Annotated in this window: 21 protein-coding genes; 12 read left to right on the top strand and 9 right to left on the bottom strand. The window is 64.7% G+C overall.

The window, feature by feature from the left end:
• Positions 1 to 18: 18 nt before the first annotated feature.
• The 4 genes from PQR27_RS29895 to PQR27_RS29880 all read right to left on the bottom strand — a co-directional run bounded on the left by PQR27_RS29895 (position 19) and on the right by PQR27_RS29880 (position 5,419).
• A complete protein-coding gene (locus PQR27_RS29895; protein WP_408527187.1) occupies positions 19 to 1,377 on the bottom strand; it encodes an MFS transporter in 1,359 nt (452 codons plus the stop codon).
• A 479-nt stretch (positions 1,378 to 1,856) separates the two neighbouring features.
• Positions 1,857 to 2,840 carry a M14 family metallopeptidase gene (locus PQR27_RS29890; RefSeq protein ID WP_408527186.1) on the bottom strand — a complete coding sequence of 328 codons (984 nt, stop codon included), beginning with the start codon at positions 2,838 to 2,840 and terminating at the stop codon, positions 1,857 to 1,859.
• Positions 2,837 to 4,321 (bottom strand): NAD-dependent succinate-semialdehyde dehydrogenase, encoded by a 1,485-nt coding sequence (locus PQR27_RS29885; protein WP_408527185.1) that lies wholly within the window; start codon positions 4,319 to 4,321, stop codon positions 2,837 to 2,839. The genes PQR27_RS29890 and PQR27_RS29885 overlap by 4 nt, the downstream gene beginning before the upstream one ends.
• Before the next feature lie 15 nt (positions 4,322 to 4,336).
• Positions 4,337 to 5,419: a tartrate dehydrogenase gene (locus tag PQR27_RS29880; protein ID WP_408527184.1), complete on the bottom strand. Its 1,083-nt coding sequence runs from the start codon at positions 5,417 to 5,419 to the stop codon at positions 4,337 to 4,339.
• Positions 5,420 to 5,576: 157 nt separating this feature from the next.
• Here PQR27_RS29880 and PQR27_RS29875 point away from each other — a divergent pair, with 157 nt between their 5' ends.
• The gene (locus PQR27_RS29875) at positions 5,577 to 6,551 is read left to right on the top strand and encodes a LysR substrate-binding domain-containing protein (protein ID WP_408527183.1); all 975 of its coding nucleotides are present in this window, start codon (positions 5,577 to 5,579) and stop codon (positions 6,549 to 6,551) included.
• Here PQR27_RS29875 and PQR27_RS29870 read toward each other — a convergent pair.
• The 4 genes from PQR27_RS29870 to PQR27_RS29855 all read right to left on the bottom strand — a co-directional run bounded on the left by PQR27_RS29870 (position 6,548) and on the right by PQR27_RS29855 (position 10,465).
• Positions 6,548 to 7,045 (bottom strand): Lrp/AsnC family transcriptional regulator, encoded by a 498-nt coding sequence (locus PQR27_RS29870; RefSeq protein WP_408527182.1) that lies wholly within the window; start codon positions 7,043 to 7,045, stop codon positions 6,548 to 6,550. The genes PQR27_RS29875 and PQR27_RS29870 overlap by 4 nt on opposite strands.
• A 54-nt stretch (positions 7,046 to 7,099) precedes the next feature.
• Positions 7,100 to 8,497: an aspartate aminotransferase family protein gene (locus PQR27_RS29865; protein WP_408527181.1), complete on the bottom strand. Its 1,398-nt coding sequence runs from the start codon at positions 8,495 to 8,497 to the stop codon at positions 7,100 to 7,102.
• Between the two features lie 171 nt (positions 8,498 to 8,668).
• Positions 8,669 to 9,595 (bottom strand): 2-hydroxyacid dehydrogenase, encoded by a 927-nt coding sequence (locus PQR27_RS29860; RefSeq protein ID WP_408527180.1) that lies wholly within the window; start codon positions 9,593 to 9,595, stop codon positions 8,669 to 8,671.
• A gap of 6 nt (positions 9,596 to 9,601) precedes the next feature.
• On the bottom strand, positions 9,602 to 10,465 hold the full coding sequence (locus PQR27_RS29855; protein WP_408527179.1) for a GNAT family N-acetyltransferase: 864 nt from the start codon (positions 10,463 to 10,465) through the stop codon (positions 9,602 to 9,604).
• Positions 10,466 to 10,705: 240 nt separating this feature from the next.
• Here PQR27_RS29855 and PQR27_RS29850 point away from each other — a divergent pair, with 240 nt between their 5' ends.
• From PQR27_RS29850 to PQR27_RS29800, 11 genes are all read left to right on the top strand, one after another.
• Positions 10,706 to 12,196 carry an aldehyde dehydrogenase family protein gene (locus tag PQR27_RS29850; RefSeq protein WP_408527178.1) on the top strand — a complete coding sequence of 497 codons (1,491 nt, stop codon included), beginning with the start codon at positions 10,706 to 10,708 and terminating at the stop codon, positions 12,194 to 12,196.
• Positions 12,197 to 12,509: 313 nt separating this feature from the next.
• Positions 12,510 to 13,178, top strand: coding sequence for a haloacid dehalogenase type II (locus PQR27_RS29845; RefSeq protein ID WP_408527177.1), 669 nt, complete (start codon positions 12,510 to 12,512; stop codon positions 13,176 to 13,178).
• Positions 13,179 to 13,251: 73 nt separating this feature from the next.
• Complete coding sequence (locus PQR27_RS29840) at positions 13,252 to 14,535, top strand: NAD(P)/FAD-dependent oxidoreductase (RefSeq protein ID WP_408527176.1); 1,284 nt, start codon at positions 13,252 to 13,254, stop codon at positions 14,533 to 14,535.
• Positions 14,536 to 14,604: 69 nt separating this feature from the next.
• The gene (locus PQR27_RS29835) at positions 14,605 to 16,221 is read left to right on the top strand and encodes an ABC transporter substrate-binding protein (RefSeq protein WP_408527175.1); all 1,617 of its coding nucleotides are present in this window, start codon (positions 14,605 to 14,607) and stop codon (positions 16,219 to 16,221) included.
• Between the two features lie 136 nt (positions 16,222 to 16,357).
• On the top strand, positions 16,358 to 17,314 hold the full coding sequence (locus tag PQR27_RS29830; RefSeq protein ID WP_408527174.1) for an ABC transporter permease: 957 nt from the start codon (positions 16,358 to 16,360) through the stop codon (positions 17,312 to 17,314).
• Positions 17,311 to 18,255 carry an ABC transporter permease gene (locus PQR27_RS29825; protein ID WP_408527173.1) on the top strand — a complete coding sequence of 315 codons (945 nt, stop codon included), beginning with the start codon at positions 17,311 to 17,313 and terminating at the stop codon, positions 18,253 to 18,255. The genes PQR27_RS29830 and PQR27_RS29825 overlap by 4 nt, the downstream gene beginning before the upstream one ends.
• Positions 18,255 to 20,096, top strand: a complete 1,842-nt coding sequence (locus PQR27_RS29820; RefSeq protein WP_408527172.1) for an ABC transporter ATP-binding protein — start codon at positions 18,255 to 18,257, stop codon at positions 20,094 to 20,096. Before PQR27_RS29825 ends, PQR27_RS29820 begins: the two co-directional genes overlap by 1 nt.
• Positions 20,093 to 20,407, top strand: coding sequence for a (2Fe-2S)-binding protein (locus PQR27_RS29815; RefSeq protein WP_408527171.1), 315 nt, complete (start codon positions 20,093 to 20,095; stop codon positions 20,405 to 20,407). Before PQR27_RS29820 ends, PQR27_RS29815 begins: the two co-directional genes overlap by 4 nt.
• Complete coding sequence (locus PQR27_RS29810) at positions 20,392 to 21,762, top strand: FAD/NAD(P)-dependent oxidoreductase (RefSeq protein WP_408527170.1); 1,371 nt, start codon at positions 20,392 to 20,394, stop codon at positions 21,760 to 21,762. Before PQR27_RS29815 ends, PQR27_RS29810 begins: the two co-directional genes overlap by 16 nt.
• The gene (locus PQR27_RS29805; protein WP_408527169.1) at positions 21,759 to 22,946 is read left to right on the top strand and encodes an NAD(P)/FAD-dependent oxidoreductase; all 1,188 of its coding nucleotides are present in this window, start codon (positions 21,759 to 21,761) and stop codon (positions 22,944 to 22,946) included. Before PQR27_RS29810 ends, PQR27_RS29805 begins: the two co-directional genes overlap by 4 nt.
• Complete coding sequence (locus PQR27_RS29800) at positions 22,943 to 23,299, top strand: helix-turn-helix domain-containing protein (protein ID WP_408527168.1); 357 nt, start codon at positions 22,943 to 22,945, stop codon at positions 23,297 to 23,299. Before PQR27_RS29805 ends, PQR27_RS29800 begins: the two co-directional genes overlap by 4 nt.
• 59 nt (positions 23,300 to 23,358) lie before the next feature.
• Here the strand turns inward: PQR27_RS29800 and prpR are convergent, their stop codons facing one another.
• Positions 23,359 to 25,314: a propionate catabolism operon regulatory protein PrpR gene (prpR, locus tag PQR27_RS29795; protein ID WP_408527167.1), complete on the bottom strand. Its 1,956-nt coding sequence runs from the start codon at positions 25,312 to 25,314 to the stop codon at positions 23,359 to 23,361.
• Positions 25,315 to 25,362 lie beyond the last annotated feature (48 nt).

Raw genomic sequence — 25,362 nt, 5'->3', positions numbered from 1 at the left:
AACCAGAACAAACCCTGCTCAGTGCCCAAACGACTCCGTTTTCGCACCGCTCACCGCTGCCGTATGCGGGCGGGCGACCTGCTTCAGCAACAGCGCGATACAGGAAATCACACCCGCTATCGCGACCATCGAGAAGATGCCGGCGAACGTGAAGTGGCGGCGCGTCAGTTCGGCGACGAGGAACGATCCCGCGATGCCGCCAAAGCGCCCGATGCCCAGCATCCATGCCACGCCGGTGCCGCGCCCCTGGGTCGGATAAAACGCGGCGGCCAGCGCCGGCATCGACGATTGCGCGGTATTCATCAACACGCCCGCGACGAACACGATGAACACCAGCGCGCCGACATTGCCGACCGCCTGACCGATGAAGTACACGCTCACCGCCGTCAGTGCATAGCAGGCTGCGATGATGCGGTTCGCGTTGAAGCGGTCCATCAGCACGCCGCACAACACGGCGCCCACGCCGCCGAGCGGGAACAGCGCGGAAATCAGCGTCGCGCGCTGCGGCGTGAGTCCGGCATCTTTCAGCAGGATCGGCATCCAGTTGATCGACGCGTAGAAAATCACGAGGCCCATGAAATAGGCGATCCACAGCATCACCGAGCCGATGATGTATGAGCGCGACAGCACGACGGCGAGGCCCTTGCCGCCGGTTTGCGGGGCGGTTTCGGTCATCATGAAGCTGCCGGCCTGCGCCGCTTCGCTCGAAATACGCGCAAGCGCGGCCCGGATGCGTTCGACCGGCTGGCTGTTGGCGACCATGTAGCGCACCGACTCCGGCATCTTCAATAGCAGAAGAACCAGCAGCACCAGCGGCGTAATACCGCCGAGCAGCAGCACGCTGCGCCAGCCGAAATGCGGGATCATCCACGCCGCGAGAAAGCCGCCGAAGGCCGCGCCCAACGGAAAGCCGCAGAACATCAGATTGATCACGGTCGCGCGACGGCGATCCGGGCAGTACTCGCCCATCATCGTGACGGCGTTCGGCATGGCCGCGCCGAGACCGACGCCGGTGATAAAGCGCAGGATCGTGAGGTGTTCGATGCTGTTCGAGAAGGCAGAAGCAAGACAGGCCACGCCGAACAGCAGCACCGAGCCGAGCAGCAGCGAACGGCGCCCGAGCCGGTCGGACAGCGGTCCCGAGACGAGCGCGCCGCACGCGAGGCCGAACAGCGCCGCGCTGAGCACCGGCGCGAGCGCCGGTTTGGTGATGCCCCATTCGGCGATCAGCGAGGGGGCGATGAAGCCGATCGCAGCCGTGTCAAAACCGTCCAGCAGGACGATGATGAAGCACATGAAAAAGATCAGCCACTGGAACGGCGAAAAGGGATGCTCGTTGATGAACGTCTGGACGTTCACGGCGGTGCTGCGGTTCATGAGGAGTCTCCCGAGTGCGGAAGGCCCGTCGAGACGGGCCTTCCTTTTGTTGCGATCGTACGCCGTTTAGTCTGGATCCGGGGCACGATGTCTACGCCGGCTGCAAACTGGCTGCGCGAAGACGATGGCGCGCGCTGAAAGCCGTCACCCGTCGTTGCGGCGGCACCGCCTGGGTGTGCGGCGCCTTTCAGGCCGAATCGGCTGCCGGCCCGCACGCCATGAACCAGCCTGACGTTCGATTTACCGCCCGAGGTCAAGCCGGGCGAAGTCTGGCGACCCGGTCGCCGCTAGTGCTTGTTTGGTTTTTGTTCGTATATAGAACCGGGATTCTTTATATGAACTCGCAGCACTGTAAGTAATTTGACAACGAGGGGTCAACGCGGGATAACCCGACGCTGTTGTTCGTGCACGTCGAATCAGGCAGTACTCAGAAGATCACATATATCCGTATGTTGCCTTTTGAATATGCCTGAGCCGGTTCACTGGCCGCCTGTTTGATGGACGGTCTGTTCGACCTTGCCCAGCCGCACGACGGTGACGCCGGGCCGCAGTTGCCGCAGCGAGGGCATGACGAGCATGCAGTTGTCGTACGGCGTGAGCACCGGCTCGCCGTTCGACCAGCCGATCACCGTGCCGGCGTGCGGAAAAATTTCCAGCCCGGTGTACGGCGCCGCGAAACGAAAGTCCATGCTGCTTGCCACCACCGGCTGCGTCACGCGGACGATATGCTGGGCAGGCGGCAGCGGCGCAATCCAGCCAGCCGGCAGATCCGCTTCGTCGACCACGCCGGCCAGCAGCAGAAAGCGTGCGGTCGTATCGCGCGCAACGGCGACCGCGCTCGCTTCCCAATGCTGCCCACATTCGATCAGCAACGCGTTCTTCGGACTCTCCGCTGTGCCAAAGCCTTCGTAATCGCGCATGCGCCGCCCTTCCGGGTGGCCTTCATCGCAGATCACCGTGGCCGGTGTGCCGAGCCGCGTTGCGAGGTCGATGCCCTTCTGCAACGGGCCGGCCACGATCAGCGGCGCGCTTTTTTCATGCATCGAATGAAGATCGAGCAGGGCGTCGACGGTATCGATCACGGGCCGCATGTCGCGAGCGCGGGCCAGTTCGCTGGACGTGCGCGAAGTATCGTCGAGCACCTCGGCGGTCCACACACGATTGAAGTCCTGATCCACGAAGCGGGCGGCGTCCGGTTTCGCGCGATCGAAGCTTTGATAGCCGGCGACATTCGCAAAGGCAAGCGTCAGCCGTCCGCGACGCGGACGCAACGCACGGCGCAGCAGTTCGTCCACGACGATCGCGCCGCACACCTCGTTGCCATGCGTCAACGCGTTGATCATCACGTGCGGTCCCGGCACGCCCGAGTCGAACGTGTGGACATAGGCGATGCCGGATGCCGACTGTTCGTGTGCCGAAATATCCGGGAACTCGACGTCGATGGGATAGGCTTCGAGGCTCATTCGAGATTGCCCTGGCAGAGGTATTTGATCGACAGGTAGTCATCCAGGCCGTACTTCGAACCTTCGCGGCCATAGCCTGATTCCTTCACGCCGCCGAACGGCGCGGCCTCACTGGAAACGGCGCCTTCGTTGATGCCGACAATGCCCGCTTCGAGCGCGCGAGAGACCCGGTCGATCCGCTTCACGTTTTCACTATAGAAGTAGGCGGCGAGGCCGAACGGCGTATCGTTCGCGGCCTTGATGGCCTCGGCTTCGTCGGTGAAACGGAACAGCGGGGCGACCGGGCCGAAGGTTTCCTCGCCGTTCAATTCCATGTCCGCGGTGGCGTCGGCGAGCACGGTGGGCGCGTAGTAGTTCGGGCCCAGGTCGCTGAGGCGCTTGCCGCCGGTCAGCACCCGCGCGCCGTGCGACACGGCGTCCTCGACGTGACGGGCGATCTTGTCCAGCGCGCGGCCGTTGATCATCGGGCCGATCTGCGCGGCCGGGTCGGTGGCGGGCGCCACCTTGAGTGCGCCCACGCGCTCGGCGAGCAGGCCGGCAAAACGCTCGTACACACCCGCTTGCACATACACGCGATTCGGACAGACGCAGGTCTGGCCGCCGTTGCGGAATTTCGACGCGAGCAGGCCGGTGACGGCGGCGTCGAGGTCGGCGTCGTCGAATACGATGAAGGGCGCGTTGCCGCCGAGTTCCAGCGAGAGCTTCTTGAGCGTTTCCGCCGATTCACGCGCGAGGTATTTGCCGACGGGCGTCGATCCGGTGAAGGTGATTTTGCGCACGCGCGCGTCGTGCAGCCAGTCCGCGACGGTCGCGACCGCATGCTCGCGCGAGGCCGTGATGAGGTTGAGCACACCCGCCGGCACGCCGGCTTCGTGCGCGAGCAGGACCAGCGCCGAGGCGGTGAGCGGCGTATCTTCGGCGGGTTTGGCGACCACCGTGCAGCCGGCGGCAAGCGCCGGGGCAATCTTGCGCGCGATCATCGCGAGCGGGAAATTCCACGGCGTGATGGCCGCGACAATGCCGATGGGTTCTTTCACCGCCGTCATGCGCTTGCCGCGCTGCTGCTGCGGAATCAGATCGCCGTAAATGCGTGTGGCTTCGTCGGCGAACCAGGCGACATACGATGCGCCGTACGCGACTTCGCCTTTGCCTTCGGCGAGCGGCTTGCCTTGTTCGAGCGAGATCAGCGCACCGAGCGCGTCCTGATTGGCCACGATCAACGCGTGCCAGCGCTGCAGCACCGCCGCGCGCTCTTTGGGCAACAGCGCGCGCCATGCGGGCAGCGCGCGCGCCGCGGCGTCGGTGGCGGCGCGTGCATCGGCGGGGCTGCTGTCGGCCACCTGAGTGATCGTCTCGCCGGTGGCGGGGTTCGTCACGGCAAAGCGCAGATTGTCTTGTGCCGGCGTCCACTTGCCGTCGATAAAATTGTCCGGGCGAATCAGCTCGCCCAGTTCGAATGTACGTGCCGCAGTGCTCGTCATAGCTGTTCTCCTTGCTTAAGACAGTTTCGCCGCGATGGCCTGACCCACCTCGGTCGTGTTCGCCTTGCCGCCCAGATCGCCCGTAAGCGGACCTTCGAGCAGCGTTGCCTCGATCGCGGCGAGAATCGCGTCGTGCGCCTCGCGTTCCTTGCCTGCGTGATTGCCGAGAAAATCGAGCATCATCGCCGCCGACCAGATCATCGCGATTGGATTGGCGATGTTCTTGCCGGCGATATCCGGCGCCGAGCCGTGCACCGGCTCAAACAGCGAAGGAAACTTGCGATCGGGATTCAGGTTGGCCGACGGTGCGAGGCCGATCGTGCCCGTGCAGGCGGGGCCGAGATCCGAGAGGATGTCGCCGAACAGATTGGTGGCCACCACCACGTCGAAGCGATCGGGATTCAGCACGAAGCGGGCGCAGAGAATGTCGATATGCTGCTTGTCCCACGTCACGTCCGGATACTGCGCCGCGATGCCGGCCGCGCACTTGTCCCACCACGGCATGCTGATCGCAATGCCGTTGCTCTTGGTGGCGACCGTGATCTTCTTGCGTTCGCGCCGTTGCGCGAGATCGAACGCGAACTTCAGCACGCGCTCGCTGCCGTGCCGCGTGAAGACCGATTCCTGCAGCACGAATTCACGCTCCGTGCCTTCGAACATCACGCCGCCCACCGACGAATACTCGCCCTCGGTGTTCTCACGCACGATCCAGAAATCGATGTCGCCCGCCTTGCGGCCGGCGAGCGGCGAAGGTACGCCGGCGAACAGCCGGGCGGGGCGCAGGTTGATGTACTGATCGAATTCGCGCCGAAATTTCAGCAGCGATCCCCACAGCGAAATATGGTCGGGCACCGTGTCGGGCCAGCCGACCGCGCCGAACAGGATCGCGTCGGCGGATTGCAGTTGCGCTTTCCAGTCGTCCGGCATCATCTTGCCGTGCTTCGCGTAATACTCGCAGCTCGCCCATTCAATGTGCTGGTATTCCAGTTCGATGCCGAAGCGCTTCTTCACCGAGTCCAGCACGCGAAGGGCTTCCGGCATCACTTCGACACCGATGCCGTCGCCGGGTATGACCGCGATCCGATATGTCTTCGACATGTTCCTGCTCCTCCATTGGGGCGTTTGACGATTGAATACGGTTATTTTATTCCTGCTGTTTAAGCATAAAATAGTCGCTTTAGTTAAGCCACTGTGCACGATTCGTGTACAAACTCCTGCGCCATTAACGTGCCCTTGACGTGCCATTAAGCGACCTATGAACGCCATCCCCTCACCCGATCTAGGCGATTTGCGCGTGTTTTGCGAAGTGGCGCGCAAGTCGAGTTTCAGCGCGGCGGCGGAGGCCTTGTCGGTGTCGGCGGCTTACGTCAGCAAACGGATCAATGTGCTCGAGCGTACGCTTGGTACGCGTTTGTTGCATCGTTCAACGCGGCGAGTCGCGATTACGGAGGCCGGCGAGCGTGTCTACACGTGGGCGGAAAAAATTCTCGACGACGTCGACCAGCTGGTGGAAGACGTCTCCACCACGCGCCGCATTCCCGGCGGCAAGCTGCGCATCTCCAGTAGCTTCGGCTTTGGCCGCCGTTTTGTGGCGCCCGCGCTGGCGCGTTTCTCCGACCAGTTTCCGCAGCTAAGCGTGCGCCTCGATCTGTTCGATCGCCTGGTCGACGTCGGCGGAGAGGGTTTCGACCTCGATATCCGCATCGGCGACGACATCGCGCCGCATCTGATTGCCAGACGGCTGGCGTCGAACCATCGCGTGCTGTGCGCATCGCCGGCTTATCTCGCGCGGCATGGCGCGCCGCGCCAGCTTGCCGATCTGTCCTCGTATGCGTGTCTCGCGATCAAGGAGCGCGACCATCCATTCGGTTTGTGGCGTTTGAATGTGCGCGGCGAGACGGTGTCGATCAAGGTCACCGGGCCGCTTTCCACCAATCACGGCGAGGTGGCCGTGCAATGGGCACTGGCCGGGCGCGGCATTGTGCTGCGTTCGATGTGGGATGTGCGGCCGCTGCTCGAGAGCGGCCAGTTGCAGCAGATACTGCCTGACGTCACGCAACCGGCGAACCTGTGGGCGGTGTATCCGGCACGTCTTGCCCAGTCCGCCAAGGTGCGGGTATGCGTCGACTTTCTGAGCGAGGAATTCGCGCAATGGAGTCCACCGGTCGAGGAGCTCATTGAAGACAGCACTGACGGCTCCAGTGAAGGACCGGCGGATCAGAACGCCTAGTGGTGGTTCTGCGAAAACAGCGTTTCGAGCGGGTAGTGACTCTTCACGAACGGCGACTTGATAATGACGTAGCTGAAGTACTTTTCAATGCCGATGTCGCGCTCGAGCAGGCCTTCCACAATGCTTTGATAGTGGCTCACACTGCGCGTGATGAACTTCAGCAAGTAATCATAGCCGCCGCTCGCCAGGTGACACTCGACGATCTCGTCGACGTCTTTGATCGCATTCACGAACTTGATGAAGTCTTCGCGCCGATGATCGGCGAGCGTGACTTCGGTAAACACGATCTGCACGTCGCCGAGCTTTTCAAGCTGGATCTGCGCACCATAGCCGATTATGTAGCCGGCTTTTTCCAGACGCTTGACCCGGATCAGGCAAGGACTGGGCGAAAGGCCGACCGCATCGGCAAGCTCGACGTTGGTGATGCGGCCTTTCTTCTGCAACTGGGAAAGTATGCGCAGGTCAATCCGGTCTAGCTTGCAGTCGCTGCTCATCGTAACGTTATCGCTCCGGCGTTGGGTGAAGGGGCCTCAGAGGGTTCCTCTACTCTAGCATGCAGCGACATGGCTTTTGTCCTTCAACGCGGCGCGCACGTCGGCTTGTGCGAGAACGTCGTCGAGGGTCTTTTCGAGCCGCCCGAACATCAGATCGAACTCTGCTTCGGTGTAGGACAGCGCCGGTGCAAAGCCGAGAATATTGTCGCCGAAGGCGCGGAAGATCAGCCGGTTGGCATACGCGGCGGCGGCGATTCTTTCAGACAGTTTCAACGCCGGGTCGAAGCCCGTCTTGCTGTGTTTGTCCGAAACGAGTTCGAGCGCGCCGAGCAGGCCACGATGCCGCGAATCGCCAACCAGCGGATGCGCGAGCAGCGCGTCGAGCCCCTGGGCAAAACGCGGCCCGCGCGCCACGCCGTTCGCAAGCAGGCCGCCTTCGTGATAGAGGCGCAGCACTTCGAGACCGATCGCCGCGCTCACTGGGTGAGCGGAGTACGTATGGCCATGTCCGACGACCGCCTCGGCGTCGCCGTTCGCGATGCCTTGATAGATTTCATCAGACATCAGGACCGCGCCCATCGGCGCATAGCCGGCAGTCAAACCTTTCGCCACTGTCATCAGATCGGGTTGAACGTCCTCGGCCTGGCAGGCGAATAACGGACCCGTGCGGCCAAAGCCGGTAATGACTTCGTCAGCAACGAACAGGATGCCGAGCTTGCGGCAGCATTCGCGCATCGCTTTCAACCAGCCGACCGGCGGCACGATCACGCCGCCCGAGCCCTGAATCGGCTCGCAGAAGAACGCCGCGACGTTGTCCGCGCCGAGTTCGGCGACCTTCGCTTCGAGCGCAGCCACCGAGGCCGCGATCAGCGCGGCGTCGTCGGCGAAATCGTTGCGGTACGCATAGGGCGACGGCAGATGGTGCTGGGTCGGCAGCGGCAGATCGAAATTGCGGTGGAAGGCGGGCAGCGCGGTCAGCCCCGCGCCGATCGACGAGGAGCCGTGATAGCCGCGCTGCAACGCGATGATGTGTTTCTTCGACGCACGGCCCGTGGCGTTGAAGTAATGCGTGATGAAACGCAGCGCGGAGTCGACTGCATCCGACCCGCCGAGCGTGAAGTAGACATGTTGCAGCGAAGCGGGCGACAGCTCGACCAGCCTGGCCGCCAGTTCGATCGCCGGTTCGGAGCCGAAATGGAAATAGCTGGTGGCGTAGGGCAGTTTCTTCATCTGCTCAGTGGCCACGTCGACAATGCTTTGCTGGCCGTAACCCACGTTCACGCACCACAGGCCCGAGAAGGCGTCGAGCAGTTCATTGCCGGCCGCGTCGCGCAGGAACGCGCCGCTGGCGGACTCGAGTACGGTGACACCGCGGGCTTCGTGCGCGCGATAGTTGATTACGGGGTGAATCAGATGCTTGCGGTCGGCTTCGATCAGCGAATCAATCGTCATGGTGGTTTCTCGTCGCGGAAAAGGGCTGTTGACCGTTCCATACTACTGATCAGCGGCGATCGCCTGCTCACCTAAACAATTGCCTGAAAAGCGCGCACGACGCGTTTTGATGCATGGGCTTAGCATTTTCTGCTGCGCGTGCGGGAAGCCCGCCATGGGCGGGCACCGTGCTCAATATCCGTGGGTCCGGTCGATCTGGCCGTGCATCGGCAAACCCGCGCGATGACGGCGCAGATTCTCGAGCACCACGTCGACAGCCGTTTCGGGCCTCGTCGCGCTGGCGATATGCGGCGTGATGCGCACGCGCGGATGCGTCCACAGTGGGTGACCGGCGGCCAGCGGCTCAGGGTCGGTGACGTCGAGAATCGCATTCAGCAGGTGGCCGCTATCGAGCGCGGCGAGCAGGTCCTGCTGATTCAGATGCGGACCGCGCCCGGTTTGAATCAGTGACGCGCCGCGCGGCAGCTTCGCGAACAACGCTTCATTCAGCAGGCCGCGCGTGGCCGGCGTGAGCGGCACCAGACAGATCAGAATGTCGGTGCGGGCAAGGAAGCTGTCGAGCGAGCCCTCGCCCGCGTAGCAATCGACACCTTCAAGCTCACGCGGCGAGCGGCTCCATCCCGCGCACGCGAAGCCAAACAGACGCAGCCGCTCCAGCACCGCGGTGCCGAGCACGCCGAGCCCCATCACGCCGATCCGGCGCTCGCTGGCGGCCTTGACCGGCAGTTCCTTCCACACCTGCTGGCGCTGCTGGATCGCGTAGTCGAACAGATCGCGGTGAATCGTCAGCACCGCCTGCGTGACATATTCGACCATTCCTTCGACGATGCCAGGCTCGATCATCCGCACGACCGGGACATGGGCCGGCACGCCCGAGAGGTCGAACTGATCGATGCCCGCGCCGACGGAGAACACGACCTCGAGATTAGGGAAAAGGCGCGTGGGATCGTCAGGCGGCTGCCAGGCGGCGAGATAACGGACGGCCGCCGGATCGCCGAGATCGGGCCAGACGTGAAAGGGCAGCTCGGGCGCCTTCTGCGCGAACAGTCTGGCCCATTGCGCGCCGCGTGCCGGGTCGGCTTTATAGAGGAAGGCCATGATGGATCAGCAGATTGCCTGATTGATGATGCCGAACTGCAGGTGGTGTGAATCGGTGCCGACGTCTTTCGGTACGGCATGACGCACCATCTTCACGACCGTATCCACACGCGGCAGCCCCATCTGTTCGAGCCATTCAGTCAGACCGCTCTCGCCCGGCGTATCGATCCGCACGAACACGCCTTCATTGAGCGCCAGCCAGTGGCTGATCAGCGCCTTCGCGCGGCTCGCGTCCGCGGATACCGGCGCGACCACCGGTCCGATTGCAAAACCGCGGCCAAAGCGCCGAAACAGGGCGAAGCCGACCAGTTCGCCGTCGCGATCCAGCGCGATGCCGTCCGCGGTGCTCAATAGGGCCGGCAGCACGTCGCTGCGATCGAGGCCGCTCGCCCGCGACGCCAGTTCGACGAGGCGGGCGGTATCGCTCGATCCGAGCGGGCGCAGACGCTCGCCCGGCGGCAAGGAGACCAGCGGCGGCTGGAATGCCGCGCCCTGATGCTGGTCGAGCGTGCCGGTGGCGCGAAATCCCAGCTTCTCGTACAGGGGCAGGCCGGCGGAGGTGGCGTGCAGGAAGGTGACCCGGTCGCCGAGTTCTTCCAGGATCAGATCCATCAGCCTTTTGCCGATACCGCGGCCTTGCTGTGTCTGCGCGACGATCACCATGCCGAGCGAGGCGCGGTCGGCGCCATATTTCCAGCACAGCGCGGTGCCGATCACGCCGCTTGCGTCCTGCGCGACGAACCCCGTGCCGAGTTGCGCGACGAAGCGCCAGTCGTCCGGCCGATGCGGCCACTTGAGTTCGACCGTCAGCGCGTGCGCCGCGGCGATGTCGTCGGTGGTGAAGCGTCTATAGGTGATCGGATCGGACACGCCGTGCTCCCTGGATGACTGAAGGCTTACGCCATCACTGTGTCATCCGGCGCGCAGCATGACTAGGACGATCTTTTCATCGCGGCTGTGGGAAAGGGGCGCATCGAAAATCGATGCAAAACATGCCGTCTGGACCCTCATTACAAGCGTGTTCTGCTGCGCGGCGATTTTTGTCGGCGACATATGCCGCGCCCGCGGCCCTACGATTTTGTTATCCAAGGCACTCAGGAAACCTTTCTCATGGACAGCTTCAATCCAGACGACGTCGCGATTCGCAGTGGCCATTTCATCGGCGGCCAGTATGTGGAGGAGGACGTGCGCAGCGACGTGCGCCGCATCGAGGTGGCGCGCCCCTCGGACGGCGTCGTCTACGCGTCGGTGCCGCTCGCCGATGCCGAGGCCGTGGACCGCGCCGTCGAGAACGCGTGGCAGGCGTTCAGACACAGTGGCTGGGCACGCATGGCACCGCGCGAGCGCGCCAGGATTCTGCGCCGTTTCGCGGATCTGGTCGAAGCCGATGCGCCCGCGCTCGGCCGTCTGGAAGCGCTCGGCTCGACCCGCCCGGTCAGCCAGGCGGTCGGCTGGGACGTGCCGTTCACCGCCGAAGGCATCCGTTTCTATGCGGAGTTTGCCGACAAGCTGGGTGGCGACGTGGCCGCGACCGATCACGACCATCTCGGCATGACGATCGCCGAGCCTTATGGTGTGATCGGCGCGATTGCACCGTGGAATTTCCCGCTCGTGATGGCGTCGTGGAAAATCGCGCCAGCGCTTGCGGCGGGTAATGCGGTCGTACTCAAACCGTCCGAGATGACACCCTTCTCCGTATTGCGGCTCGCCGAACTGGCCGTGCAGGCGGGCGTCCCGGCGGGCATCTTCAACGTCATTCAGGGCGACGGGCGCATCACCGGCGACGCACTGGTGCGCCACCCGAAGATCAGCAAGGTGACGTTCACCGGTTCCACGCGCACGGGCGCGGCGATCATGGCCGCCTGTGCGGCCAGCGGCACGAAGCCGGTGACGCTCGAACTGGGCGGCAAGAGTCCGCAAATCGTCTTCGCCGACGCCCCGCGTCTGGACGATGTGGCGCGCCGCATTGCCGGAGCGATTACCGGCAATGCCGGGCAGGTCTGCGTGGCGGGTTCGCGCCTGCTGGCGGAGCGGGCGCTGGCGGAGCCGCTGGCCGAGCGCATCGGCCGGATTTTCGCCGAATTGAAGCCCGGTGCGACCTGGGCCGCCGGCACCACGCTGTCGCCGATCATTTCCGAGCCGCAGGCGGCGCGCATCGAAGGCATTGTGGGGCGCACGCTCGACTCGGGCGCGACACTGCGCTTCGGCGGCGCACGTGCCGATGGCGGCGCGCACGGGGCGTTCTACACGCCGACCCTGCTCACCGACGTCACGGCCCACTCCGAAGCCGTGCGCGAGGAAGTGTTCGGCCCGGTGCTGACGCTGCAAACCTTCGACTCGGAAGACGAGGCGCTCGCGCTCGCCCAGCATCCCGAGTACGGGCTCGCGGCGGGCGTGCACACAGCCGACCTGGGCCGGGCGCTGCGCTTCGTGCGCGGCCTCGAAGCCGGCACGGTGTGGGTCAACCGTTACGGCCGCACCTCCGACTTCATGATCCCCACCGGCGGCTACAAGCGCTCAGGCATCGGCAAGGACCTCGGCCGCCAGGCGTATGAGGCGAACCTGCGCTTCAAGAGCGTGCTGATCGATCTGCGGCCCTGAACCCGCTGGGGCCGCGAGCGCGCCATGCAGGCGGCAAGCATTGGTAAGGGGAAAGCTACCCCGGCAAGGCGGCTTCCAGCTTCAGAGCGTTTCACATCGAATCCAGCAAAGCCATGATGGGCGGGGCTTTCAGCCCAACCACCGCAGACTGTGCTGCGCGATGGCCTCAAAACGCATGGTTTGTGTCACTGGCAGCGCCTTAATCAGGAACATCTATGTTTTTGCGCTGATTAAATCTTTTACAGGAATGAGTTATTCACGTTTTCGCCACTGAACCCGCTGCGGGTTCGTCACAACGATAGGACTGACAACCATGATCGAATTCGAACCGAAATACATCACCTTCGATTGCTACGGCACGCTGACCAGATTCCGCATGGCCGACATGACCCGCGAGACGTACGGCAACGTGCTGAACGCGGAAGATCTGGAGAAGCTCATTGCGTTCTACGCGGGCTATCGCCGAGACGAAGTGCTGGGCGCATGGAAGCCGTATCGCGATGTGGTCGTCAACGCGCTGCGCCGCGCCTGCAAGCGCATGAACGTCGAATTCAATGAAGTGGAAGCCGAGAAGATCTACACGGCCGTGCCGACCTGGGGTCCGCACCCGGACGTGCCGGAAGGCCTTTCGCGCCTGGCGAAGAAGTACAAGCTGGTGATCCTGTCGAACGCTTCGAACAACCAGATCCAGAGCAATGTCGACAAGCTCGGCGCGCCGTTCCACGCAGTCTTCACGGCGGAGCAGGCGCAGTCGTACAAGCCGCGCATGCAAGGCTTCGAATACATGTTCGACCAGCTCAACTGCAATCCGGAGGACGTGCTGCACGTGTCGTCGAGCCTGCGCTACGACCTGATGACCGCACACGATCTGGGCATCAAACACAAGGCGTTCGTCAATCGCGGCCACGAACCGTCGACGCCGTACTACCAGTACTACGAAGTCAACGATATTCCGCATCTCGCCGCGGAACTCGGGCTGTAAGCAACGTAACGCACCGCTGGCACCGTTTGCGCATTCACCGCCTCGCTCATTGCCCCTCTCAAGGACAGACCGGATGAAGCTCGATTCCTACTGGCTCGACACCGCCCCGCCGCTCGTTTCAGCGTGTGAAGGTCCGGTTGAAGGTCATACCGATGTCGTCGTGATCGGCGGCGGCTTCACCGGGTTGTCGGCGGCGCAGGCGCTGGGGCGGCGCGGCGCATCGGTGACGGTGCTCGACGCGGGGCGCATCGGCGGCGGCGCCTCCGGGCGCAACGGCGGCCAGGTGAACACGGGCGTCGCGCAGGATTTCGTCGCGCTGGTCGCGCAACTCGGGGTGGAGCGGGCGAGTGCCTGCTACCGCGCGTTTTCGGATGCGGTCGATACGGTCGAGCGTCTGATCCGCGAGGAAAACATCGATTGCAATTACCTCGCCAGCGGCAAGCTGAAGCTGGCGTCCAAGCCGCATCATGTCGAGCATCTGGAGAAGACCGCGGAGCTGATCCGGCGTGAAGTCGATACGGATATCGAACTGATCGGCCGCGACCGTATTCGCAGCGAAGTCCAGTCGGACAGTTTTTACGGCGGATTGCTGCAACGGCACGGCGGCCAGATGCATATGGGCAAGTTCACGGTCGGCCTCGCCGATGCCGCGGTGCGGCGCGGCGCGAAGCTGTACGAACACGCCGCCGTCTCCGCGATCGCAAAAGATACCAGCGGCGTGGGCGGCTACCGGATCACCACCGCGCGCGGCGACGTACGCGCGAAGCAGGTGCTGATCGCCACCGGGCCGTCGCGGCATGGGCCGTTCGGCTGGTATCGGCGGCGGCTCGCGCCGGTGGGTTCGTTCATTGTCGTGACCCAGCCCGTTGCGCCGGAACTGTTGGCGCAGGTCTTGCCGAACCGGCGCGCGTATACCACTACGCGCCTGATGCACAACTACTTCCGCGTGACCCCCGACTCGCGTCTGCTGTTCGGCGGCCGGGCGCGCTTTACCGCGTCCGAGCAGCCTTCCGACGCGAAGAGCGGTCGGATTCTGCAACAGGGACTCGCCGCGATGTTCCCGATGCTGGCGAGCGCGCGCATCGACTATTGCTGGGGCGGCCTGGTGGATATGACCGCCGACCGTCTGCCGCATGCCGGCCAGCACGACGGCGTCTACTACTCGTTGGGGTATAGCGGCCACGGTACGCAGATGTCGACGCACATGGGCCAGGTGATGGCCGACGTGATGGACGGCCACGAAGAACGCAATCCGTGGCGCAGCGCCGACTGGCCTGCGATTCCCGGCCACACGGGCAAACCGTGGTTCCTGCCGCTGGTGGGCACGTACTACCGCATCAAAGACATTTTTTATTGATTCACGATCGCTCTATTTGCAAATCAAAAACCACGCAGCTATCCCTGCTCACCCTCGCGGAGAAGTTCGATGAATAAGGAAAACTCGCAACATGGCGCTTTTCAACTCGACACCGGGCTGGAGCAATTGACAGCCAGGGGCGCGTCGCGGCGCGACGTGCTGCGCGCGATGGCGGCGGCCGGCATGATGTCGGTGACGGGCGCGGGTCTTCTGACCGCCAGCGGCGCGGCCTTTGCGCAGGCCAAGCCGAAGCAGGGTGGCAAGATCCGGGTGGCGACGCAGTCCGCTTCCGCGGCCGACACGCTCGATCCGGCCAAGGGTGCGCTCGGCACGGACTACGTCCGCGGTTTCATGTTCTATAACTGCCTGACCGAACTCGATGCCCATCTCGGCGCGAAGATGGCGCTCGCCACCTCGCTGGATACGAAGGACGCGACGGTGTGGGTTGTCAAGCTGCGCAGCGGCGTGCAGTTTCACGACGGCAAGGCGCTCGCACCGGCGGACGTCGTGTATTCGATCATGCGGCATAAGGATCCGGCGACGGCATCGAAAGCGAAGACGCTTGCCGATCAGATCAAGGAAGTGAAGGCGACGGGTCCGAACGAAGTGACGATCACGCTGGAGGGTCCGAACGCCGATCTGCCGGTGATTCTCGCCACCTCGCATTTCCAGATCATCAAGGACGGCACCCGGGATTTCAAAACGGCGGTCGGCACCGGCCCGTTCAAGGTCAAGGAATTCTCGCCAGGTGTGCGCACGGTCGGCGTGAAGAACGAGAAATACTGGAAGCCGGGCCTGCCACATCTCGACGAAGTCGAACTGATCGGTATCGGCGACGAATCGGCGCGTGTGAACGCGCTGCTCTCGGGCGACGTGCAGCTGATCAACTCGGTGAGCCCGCGTTCAACCACCCAGATCAAGAGCACCGCGGGCTTCGCCGTGCTGGAGACCAAGACCGGCCTGTACACCGACCTGGTTGTTCGCGACGAAGGCGGCATTACTGGCAACGACGATTTTCGTCGAGGCATGATGTACCTGCAGGACCGCGAGCAGATGCGCCGCGCGATCTTCCAGGGTTACGGCGCGATCGGCAACGACCAGCCTATCGATCCGACCAACAAGTACTACCTCGCCGGTTTGCCACAGCGTGCCTTCGATCCGGACAAGGCGAAGTTCCATTTCCAGAAGGCCAAGGTCGGCAGCGCGCCGATCCAGATTTTCGCGTCGCCGGCGGCGGAAGGGTCGGTTGAAATGGCGATGTTCCTGCAGCAGGTAGCGCCGCAAGCCGGTTTGAATCTTCAGGTGTCGCGCGTACCGGCCGACGGCTACTGGTCGAATCACTGGATGAAGCATCCGCTGGGTTTCGGCAATGTCAACGCGCGTCCGAGCGCTGACGTGATCTTCACGCAGTTCTTCAAGTCGGACGCGCCGTGGAACGAAGCGAACTGGAAGAGCCCGAAGTTCGACCAGATGCTGCTGGCGGCACGCGGCGAACCGGACGACGCGAAACGCAAGAAGATCTACGGCGACATGCAGGTGCTGGTGCATGAAACGGGCGGCGTCGGTATTCCGCTGTTCCAGAGTTCGATCGATGCATATACGACGAAACTCAAGGGCCTCGGCTCGATTCCGCTGGCCGGCCTGATGGGCTTCATGTTCGCGGAAAACGTCTGGCTGGAAGCCTGAGCCAGGCGCGCCTGACGGGCAGTCACGAGCAACACGCACGCCGCTTTCTCGCAGTGTGCGGCTTCAACGGCAACTCGTTGCATGGGACCAGAGTAAGCGCTAAAGCACCAACGCTGGTCGACAGAGGAGACTTTCGATGAAAGCACACGCGCAACGACTCATTGCCGCGCGCCTTGGCCTCGCGCTGCTTACGCTGCTGCTGGTCTCGGCGGTCGTGTTCGCCATCACCGGGCTGCTTCCCGGCGATGCCGCCCAGCAGGCGCTCGGCCAGGCGGCAACCCCGGAAGCCGTCGCGGCATTGCGGCATCAGTTCGGTCTCGACCAGCCGGCGCTGCAACGCTACTTCGAGTGGCTGATTCATATTGTCAGCGGCAACTTCGGCACCTCGCTATCGAACAATCTGCCGGTCAGCGAGTTGATCGCGACGCGCCTGCCCAACTCGCTGGTGCTGGCCGGTCTGACGACGCTGGTCTCGGTGCCGCTCGCGCTGGCGATCGGTATTTCGTCGGCGATGTTCCGCGGCTCGCTGCTCGACCGCGTGCTCAATGTGCTGACGCTCTCCACGGTCGCCGTGCCCGAGTTCCTGATTGCCACCATTGCCGTGCTGATCTTCGCGGTCAAACTGCGCTGGCTGCCGGCGCTGTCGTATCTCTCCGAGGTCCATTCGTTCGGCGCGCTGCTGCGCATCTACGCGATGCCGGTGATGACGTTGTGCTGCGTGATCGTCGCGCAGATGGCGCGCATGACGCGGGCCGCGGTGCTCGATCAGCTCAATTCGTCGTACGTCGAAATGGCGGTGCTCAAAGGGGCCTCGCCGGCGCGCGTGGTGCTGCGTCACGTGCTGCCGAACACCATTGGGCCGATTGCCAATGCGGTGGCATTGAGTCTGTCGTATCTGTTCGGCGGCGTGGTGATCGTCGAATCGATCTTCAACTATCCCGGTCTCGCGAGCCTGATGGTCGACGCCGTCACGAATCGCGACATGCCGCTCGTGCAGGGCTGCGTGATGGTGTTCTGCGCGGCGTATCTCGCGCTGGTGCTGATCGCCGACCTGTGTCAGATCGTATCCAACCCGAGGCTGCGCCGATCATGAACCGACCGACCCATCCCGACGTTCCTCACCCCGGCACGGAGCTGTACGACATGAGCCGCAATCAACCCGCCGTCGAGCCGCCGGCAGCAGTCGCGGCCACGCACAAGCCGGGCGTGCTGGCACGGCTGGTGCGGCGTTTTTCCGTGCTGGGCCTGATTGGCCTGACGCTCGTGCTCTTCTGGCTGATCGTCGCGTTTATCGGTCCGCTGGTCGCGCCGTATAAGGGCGGCACGCTCACCTCCACGGAGATTTTCGGCCGCTATAGCGCGGCCTATCCGCTCGGCACCGACTATCTGGGCCGCGACATGCTGAGCCGGATTCTCTACGGCGCGCGCTACACGGTCGGCCTCGCGCTGGCGGCTGCCGTGCTCGCCAGCGTGATCGGCACGTTCTTCGGCCTGCTCGCGGCGGTATCCGGGCGCTGGTTCGACGAGATTCTGAGCCGTCTGTTCGACGCGCTGATCTCGATTCCGAGCAAGGTTCTCGCGCTCGTCGTGATCGCCGCGTTCGGTTCGTCGATCCCGATGCTGACGACGGTCGCGGCACTCGCCTACATCCCCGGCGCGTTTCGTATTTCGCGCTCGCTCGCGGTGAATCTGATGAGCCTCGAGTACGTTCAGGTGGCCCGCGCGCGGGGTGAGCGACTGTTCTACATTGCGCGCGTCGAGGTGCTGCCGAACATGATTCATCCGATGCTCGCCGATTTCGGCCTGCGCTTCGTGTTCATCGTGTTGCTGCTGAGCGGGTTGAGTTTTCTCGGCCTCGGTGTGCAGCCGCCGAACGCCGATTGGGGTTCGCTCGTGCGCGAAAACATCGGCGGCTTGTCCGAGGGCGCGCCTGCCGTGCTGATGCCGGCCGTCGCGATTGCGACGCTGACCATCGGCATGAATCTGCTGATCGACAACCTGCGGCGTCGTGGCCGTAGCCATGGAGGCGCGTGATGGCCGAACGGGACATGATTGAAGTGAAGGGCCTGCGGGTCGTCGCCGGTGCGGCGCCGGGGCTGGTGACCGAGATCGTCAAGGGCGTCGATTTTTCGGTGAAGAAGGGCGAAGTGCTGGCGCTGATCGGCGAATCCGGTTCGGGCAAGACCACCATCGCGCTGTCGCTGCTCGGCTATGCGCGCACCGGGTGTTCGATCAGCGGCGGTTCGGTGCGGATTGGCGACGTGGAGGTGCTGTCGCTCGATGCCAAAGGACGCCGTGCGTTGCGCGCACGGACCGTCGCGTATGTCGCGCAAAGTGCCGCGGCGGGTTTCAATCCCGCTCGCACGATCATGGATCAGGTCACCGAGCCGGCCTTGCTGCATCACCTGATGTCGGCGGATGCGGCGCGGCTCAAGGCGATCGCCCTGTTTCGCGGGCTGGCGCTGCCCGAGCCGGAGACAATCGGCGAGCGCTATCCGCACCAGGTCTCGGGCGGCCAGTTGCAGCGGCTGATGGCCGCCATGGCGCTGATCACCGATCCGGCGGTCGTCGTGTTCGACGAGCCGACCACGGCGCTCGACGTCACCACGCAGATCGAAGTGCTGGCGGCGTTCAAGAAGGTGATCTGCGAACTCGGTACGACCGCGGTCTATGTGTCGCACGATCTGGCGGTGGTCGCGCAGATGGCCGATCGGATCGTGGTGTTGAACGGCGGCGCGGTGAAGGAGAACGGCGCGGTCGCGCAGGTGCTCGATGCGCCGGTGGATGCGTATACTCGGCAGTTGCTCGCCGCGACGCGCCGTCCCGAGGCCGAGTTCGACACGCCCGCGGCCGGCAAGCAGGTGCCGCCGTTGCTCGAAATCCGCGGGCTGGCAGCGGGCTACGGACGCATCGACCGCTTCGGCGCACCCGCCGTGCGCGTGCTCGACGACGTCAGCCTGTTGATCCCGCGCGGCAGCACGCTTGGCGTGATCGGCGAATCCGGATCCGGCAAGACAACGCTCGCGCGAGTGGTAGCGGGCCTGGTCGACCGGGCGCGCGGCGAGGTGCTGTTCGACGGCAAGCCGTTGCCCGCGCAATTGTCGCGGCGCACGCCGGAGCAGTACCGGCAGATCCAGATCGTGTTCCAGAACGCCGATACCGCGCTGAACCCGAGTCATTCGATCGCCGATATTCTCGCCCGGCCACTCGCGTTCTATCACCACCTGCGCGGCTCGGCGGCGAATAAACGCATGCTCGAATTGCTCGACCTGGTGCAATTGCCGGCCTTGATCGCCACGCGCGTGCCGGCCGGACTTTCCGGCGGTCAGAAACAGCGCGTGAATCTGGCGCGCGCACTGGCCGCCGAGCCCGCGCTGATTCTCTGCGACGAAGTAACGTCCGCGCTCGATACGGTGGTCGGCGCCGCGATCCTCGACCTGCTGGCCGAATTGCGCCGCGAACTCGGTGTGTCGTACATGTTCATCAGCCACGACATTTCGACAGTCCGCGCGATCTGCGACGAAGTGATCGTCCTGTATGCAGGTCATCGGGTAGAAGCGGGGCAGCGCGACGTGCTCGCGGCGCCGCCGTATCACCCGTACACGGGACTGCTGGTCGATTCGGTGCCCGCGTTGAAACCCGGCTGGCTCGACGCGCGTCGGGAGATCGCCCTGACCGCGTTGCCGCCGCTCGGGCCGAGTGCCGATATTCCTGAGTTGTGCGCGTTCCGGGCGCGCTGTCCGGTCCGTATCGACGGGATGTGCAATATGACGCCGCCGGCCATGAAGAAGCTGCCTTCGGGCGCGGAGATTCTTTGCCATCATCCGGTGGCGGAACTGAACCGGTTGCAAACCGTGGAGGCAACGCCGGCATGAACGGACGATTTGTGCGAGTCGCGGAGAGCGGGCGCAAGACGTTCCCGATCATCGTCGATGGCGTGATGCGCGAGGCAGCCGAGGGCGACACGCTGATGGTCGCGTTGCTGACCAGCGTGACGACGCTGCGCGATTCCGAATTCGGCGACGGGCGGCGCGCCGGCTTCTGCCTGATGGGCGCTTGCCAGGACTGCTGGGTGTGGACCACGGACGGCGAGCGCGTGCGCGCCTGCAGCACGCCCGCCGCGCCCGGCATGTCGATCGTCACGACGCTGGCTGCGGCCGGGGAGGGCGTATGGCCCCGCGTGTAGCCATCATCGGGACCGGACCGGCGGGCGTGCGCGCCGCGCAGGCACTGGTGGAAGCGGGGTTGCGGCCAATCGTGATCGACGAAGGACGGCGCGACGGCGGCCAGATCTATCGGCGGCAACCGGACGGCTTTTCGCGCAGCTATGAGACGCTGTACGGCACCGAGGCCGCGCGGGCCGCCGCGTTGCATCAGAGCTTCGATGCATTGAAGGACAAGCTCGACTACCTGCCGGAGACGCTCGTCTGGAACGTCACGCCGAACACCTTGCATCTGGTGAGCGGCGCGCGCTACCGGACGCTGCCGTTCGACAGCCTGATTGTCTGCAGCGGCGCGACGGACCGGCTGATGCCGGTCAAGGGCTGGCACTTCGCCGGCACCTATAGCCTGGGCGGCGCGCAGGTCGCGCTGAAATCGCAGGGCTGCGCGATCGGGGCGCGTACGGTAATGATGGGCAGCGGCCCGCTGCTGTATCTGGTGGCCGCGCAATACGTGAAGGCCGGCGCGCAGGTCGCGGCGGTACTCGATACGTCGACGTTCATGCAGCGGCTGGCCGCGCTGCCTCGTTTGCTGGCGATGCCTGCCGCGCTCAGGAAAGGGATCGCGTTGACGCGCGTACTCGCGCAAGCGGGTGTGCCGGTGCAGCACGGCGTGCAGCCCATCGAAATCAAAGGTTCGCCGCAGAACGGCGTGAGCGGCGTTGAGGTCGCGTTGCCGGGTGGCAAGCGCTTCGAGGTGGCTTGTGAGGCGGTGGCGCTCGGTTATCACCTGCGGCCCGAAACGCAGCTTGCGGACCTCGCTGGTTGCCAGTTTGTTTTCGACGTCGACGCGCGGCAGTGGCTGCCCCGCATCGACGAAGACGGCCGCAGCAGTGTGTCAGGCGTTTATCTGGCCGGCGACGGCGCACGCGTGCGCGGTGCGGATGCCGCCGAGCGGTCGGGCCGTCTCGCGGCGCTGGCGGTGCTGCACGATCAGGGCGTGCAGGTGGAAGGCATTGAGCGGCTGCGCGTGGAACTGGCGCGTTTCACGCGTTTCGCCGCGGGCTTGCGGGCCGCGTTCCCGTGGCCCGCGAAATTCGCCGCGTCGATGCCGGACGAGACGATCGTGTGCCGCTGCGAAGCGATTACGGCCGGCGAATTGCGCCGTGTCGTGCGCGAGAGCGGCGCGCAGGAAGCCAATCGCGCGAAAGCGTTTTCGCGGGTCGGCATGGGCCGCTGTCAGGGACGCTATTGTGGCCACGCGGGTGCGGAGATTATCGCGGCGGCGGCCTCGGTGCCGTTGTCGTCGGTAGGACGGCTGCGCGGGCAGGCGCCGGTTAAGCCGTTGCCGGTGGCGCTGGTCGAGGAGGTGCCGGAATGAGCGCACCGAACGCATCGAGCGCACCAAACGCCAGGGAAGCGGATGTCATCGTGATTGGCGGCGGCATCATGGGGACGACCACCGCGTTCTTCCTGCGGGAGCGCAACCGTTCGGTGATTCTGCTGGAGCGCGGTCTTACCGGGCAGCAGGCGAGCGGCGTGAACTTCGGCGGCATTCGCCGCCAGGGGCGCGCGCTGCCGCAACTGGCGATGGCCAATCGTGCGCTGCGCACATGGCAGCGCTCGGCCGAACTGCTCGGCGAGGACATCGAGTTCCTGCCCTCGGGCCATACGCGCGTGTGCTATCACCAGAAAGATGTCGAGAATTTCGATCAGTACGCGATCGACGCCCGCGCCTGCGGTCTCGAACTCGACGTGCTACATGGCGACGCCATGTTCAGACGCTTCCCGTTTCTCGGACGCGAGGTGCTGGCGGCGTCGATATCGCCGCTCGACGGTCACGCCAATCCGCGGCTCGCCGCGCCCGCGTTTGGCCGCGCTGCCGCGCGGCGCGGTGCGCAGATCGTCGAGAACACGGAAATCGTGCGCGTGGAAAAAGACGGCGCCCGGTTTCGCGTGGAGAGCGCGCGCGGCGACGTGTATTGGGCCGCGCAACTCGTGATTTGCGCCGGCGCCTGGGCAAGCCGGCTGACCGAACAGTTCGGCGAAACGGTGCCGCTGACCGCGAGCGGTCCGCAAATGGCGGTGACCGAGCCGGTGCCGTACGTGTTCCGCTCGTCGATGGGCGTCTTTACGTCCGTCAAGGAAGAGAGCATCTATTTCCGCCAGATTCCGCGCGGCAACATCATCCTCGGCGGTGGTCCTGGCGGGCCGGCCGATGCGGCGACCTCGCGCGCGTCGGTCCTGCCTCGCAACACCGTGCGGCAACTCGCGCAGTTGCGCCGGCTTGTGCCCGCGATGGCGCCGCTGCATGTGATCCGCGTGTGGAGCGGCGTGGAAAGCTATTTGCCCGATGGCGAACCGGTGATCGGCCCGAGCAGCAAGGTGGACGGCCTCTATTACGCATTCGGCTTCAGCGGTTCGGGCTTTCAGATCGGGCCAGGGGTGGGCGAGACGCTTGCCGAACTCGTCGATACCGGCAGCACGCCCATTCCGCTCGACGTGTTTTCCATCCTGCGCTTCGCGAAACATCCGACGGGCCGCTCGGAGATCGCGACGTCATGAAACATCCCCTGACCCTCAACGCCGCGCGGGCTTTCATTGAAGCGCATTTCGACGAACCGGTGACGCTCGCGCAACTCGCCGAATTGTCCGCGCTCAGCGTGTCACGATTCGCGACCGTGTTCCGGCAGCAGTACGGCTCATCGCCCTATCGCTATCTATGCGGACTGCGCATCCAGCGCGCGCAAACCTTGTTGCTGGAAGGCGTGCCGGGATCCGTCGTCGCGACCGAGGTCGGCTTCTTCGATCAGAGTCATTTCGGCCGCCATTTCAAACGATGCTGTGGGATGACACCGAGCATGTTCATCGAGCGCGCGGCGAGAGCGAAACCCGCGGCCCCGGCGAAGAGCGCGTAGCGCTCAGCCGAACACCAGGGCGGCTTTTTCCAGCGCATCGCGCAAGCTGAACGCGGCGCTTACTGCGCCGCGTTCAGCTTGCGCCATAACGTGGTCTTGCTAATACCGAGCGCCTCGCAGACCGCGTCGCGATCGCCGTCGCATGCGGCGAGCGCGGCGCGGATTTCGTCCGCTTCCACGTGACGGCTGCGCTCACGCAAGGTCAACGCGGCCTTCTTCCCGCGCGCAGCCGACTCGAAGATTTCCGGCGCGATCGTGCGCAGTTCGTCACGGTTGAGAAACGATTCCATCGCGTCATCGGGATCGATGTCCGCCAGTTCAACCGCGATCCGTTCGATTACGTTCTGCAATTCGCGCACGTTGCCGGGCCACGCGTAATGCCGTAACGGTTCGCTCAGACCCGCAAGAACGCGCGCGGCGGCATCCGCATCCGGAATGCGCAGTGCAAGCCTTGGTTCACGCGCCGCGGCCTGAAGCAGCAGCTCGGTGGCGAGCGGCAGCAGGTCGGTCGGACGCTCGCGCAGCGGCGGCAGCGCGATGCTCAGAATGTTGAGGCGGTAATAAAGGTCCGCACGGAAACTGCCCGCCTCGATGCCCTCGGTCAACGCGCGGTGCGTCGCCGCGACCACACGAATATCCACGCGCGTCGGTTCGGTCGAACCGAGCCGTACGACTTCGCGCTCCTGCAGCACGCGCAGCAGACGGCTTTGCAGGGACAAAGGCATCTCGCCGATCTCATCGAGGAACAGCGTGCCGCGATGCGCCACTTCGATCAGCCCCGCCTTGCCGCCTTTGCGCGCGCCGGTGAATGCGCCTTCCTCGTAGCCGAACAATTCGCTTTCGAGCAGGGCCTCCGGAAACGCGCCGCAATTCATGGCGACGAAGGCGAAATCGCGCCGCGCGCTCAGTTGATGCATGCTCTGCGCGACCATTTCCTTGCCGGTACCGCTTTCGCCGAGAATCAGCACGGTGGCGTCCGAGCGGGCGTAGCGCTGCACGAGCGTGCGCACCCGTTCGATCGGCTCACCCGCGCCGACGATATCGGCGAGCCGGTAGCGCGCCGTGAATTGCTGCACGCGCTGCCGCGAACGCAAGGTGCGGTCGAGCCGTTCGACGGCGCGCGATTCCTGGAACGTCAGCACCGTGCCCGCTGCCGCGCCGTTGCCCGCCAGCGGGCCGCGATGCACGACGAAGCTCACGCCGCGTACCGTGCTGAGCGTGTCGCCGTCCGCGTCGGGTAGCGCGCCCGCGAGATCCGGCGCCAGTTCGAGCAGGGGGCGGCCTATCGCTTTCGCCGCGTCGAGGCCGAGCACGCCGGCGAGGCGCTGGTTCATCGCTTCGACCCGCCCTTGCGCATCGAGCGCGACGACGCCGTCGCGCAGATGCTGCAGCAGATTGTCGAGCCGTTGACGCCGCACTGTCTCGCGACGGGTGGCCTGCGCGACTTCGAGCGCAGTGTCGAAGGCCGCGCGCACGGAGGCGCGCGAATAGAGAAACACCGCGCCCATGCCGGCGTTCGCGGCGAGATCCGTGACGAGCCCCGGACCCACCACCACGTCGATGCCGCGATCGCGCAGGTCGAGCACGACGCTCTCCGCATCCTGCGCCGACTCGTACGACGCAAACGTCACGTCGAGTCCGTACGCGGCGCTAAAGCGCCGCACTTCGTCAGGGGTGTCGCCGTGCGTGACGAGGGCAACCGACGCGCCGTCGCGCCGTGCTCGCGCGAGCGCGTGCATGACGTCGAAACCGGTCGGACCGATCAGCACCACCGGCACCGCGACGCGTGTTTTCAGATACGCGCCGTTCGAGCCGCCGGCAATCACGACATCGGGCCGGCCCGGGCCCGCGGCGTCGATCTCGCGCACTGCATCTTCAAAGCCGTGCGAGACGATGCGCAGATCCGCGCGCTCGACGTATTCGCCGGCGATGTCGAAGAACAGGTCGCGCAGCCGGCTGATGCTGACAGCCCAGATGCGTGGGCGCTGGGCGGGTTCGAAAGGGGGCGTGCTCACGGTGGGGCGGCTCATGGCGGGTCACGGGTTCATCCATTATGCGCGCAT

The sequence above is a fragment of the Paraburkholderia fungorum genome (assembly GCF_046027215.1).
GTDB classification, from domain to species: domain Bacteria; phylum Pseudomonadota; class Gammaproteobacteria; order Burkholderiales; family Burkholderiaceae; genus Paraburkholderia; species Paraburkholderia fungorum_D.
This window is presented reverse-complemented; position numbering and strand designations above follow the sequence as displayed.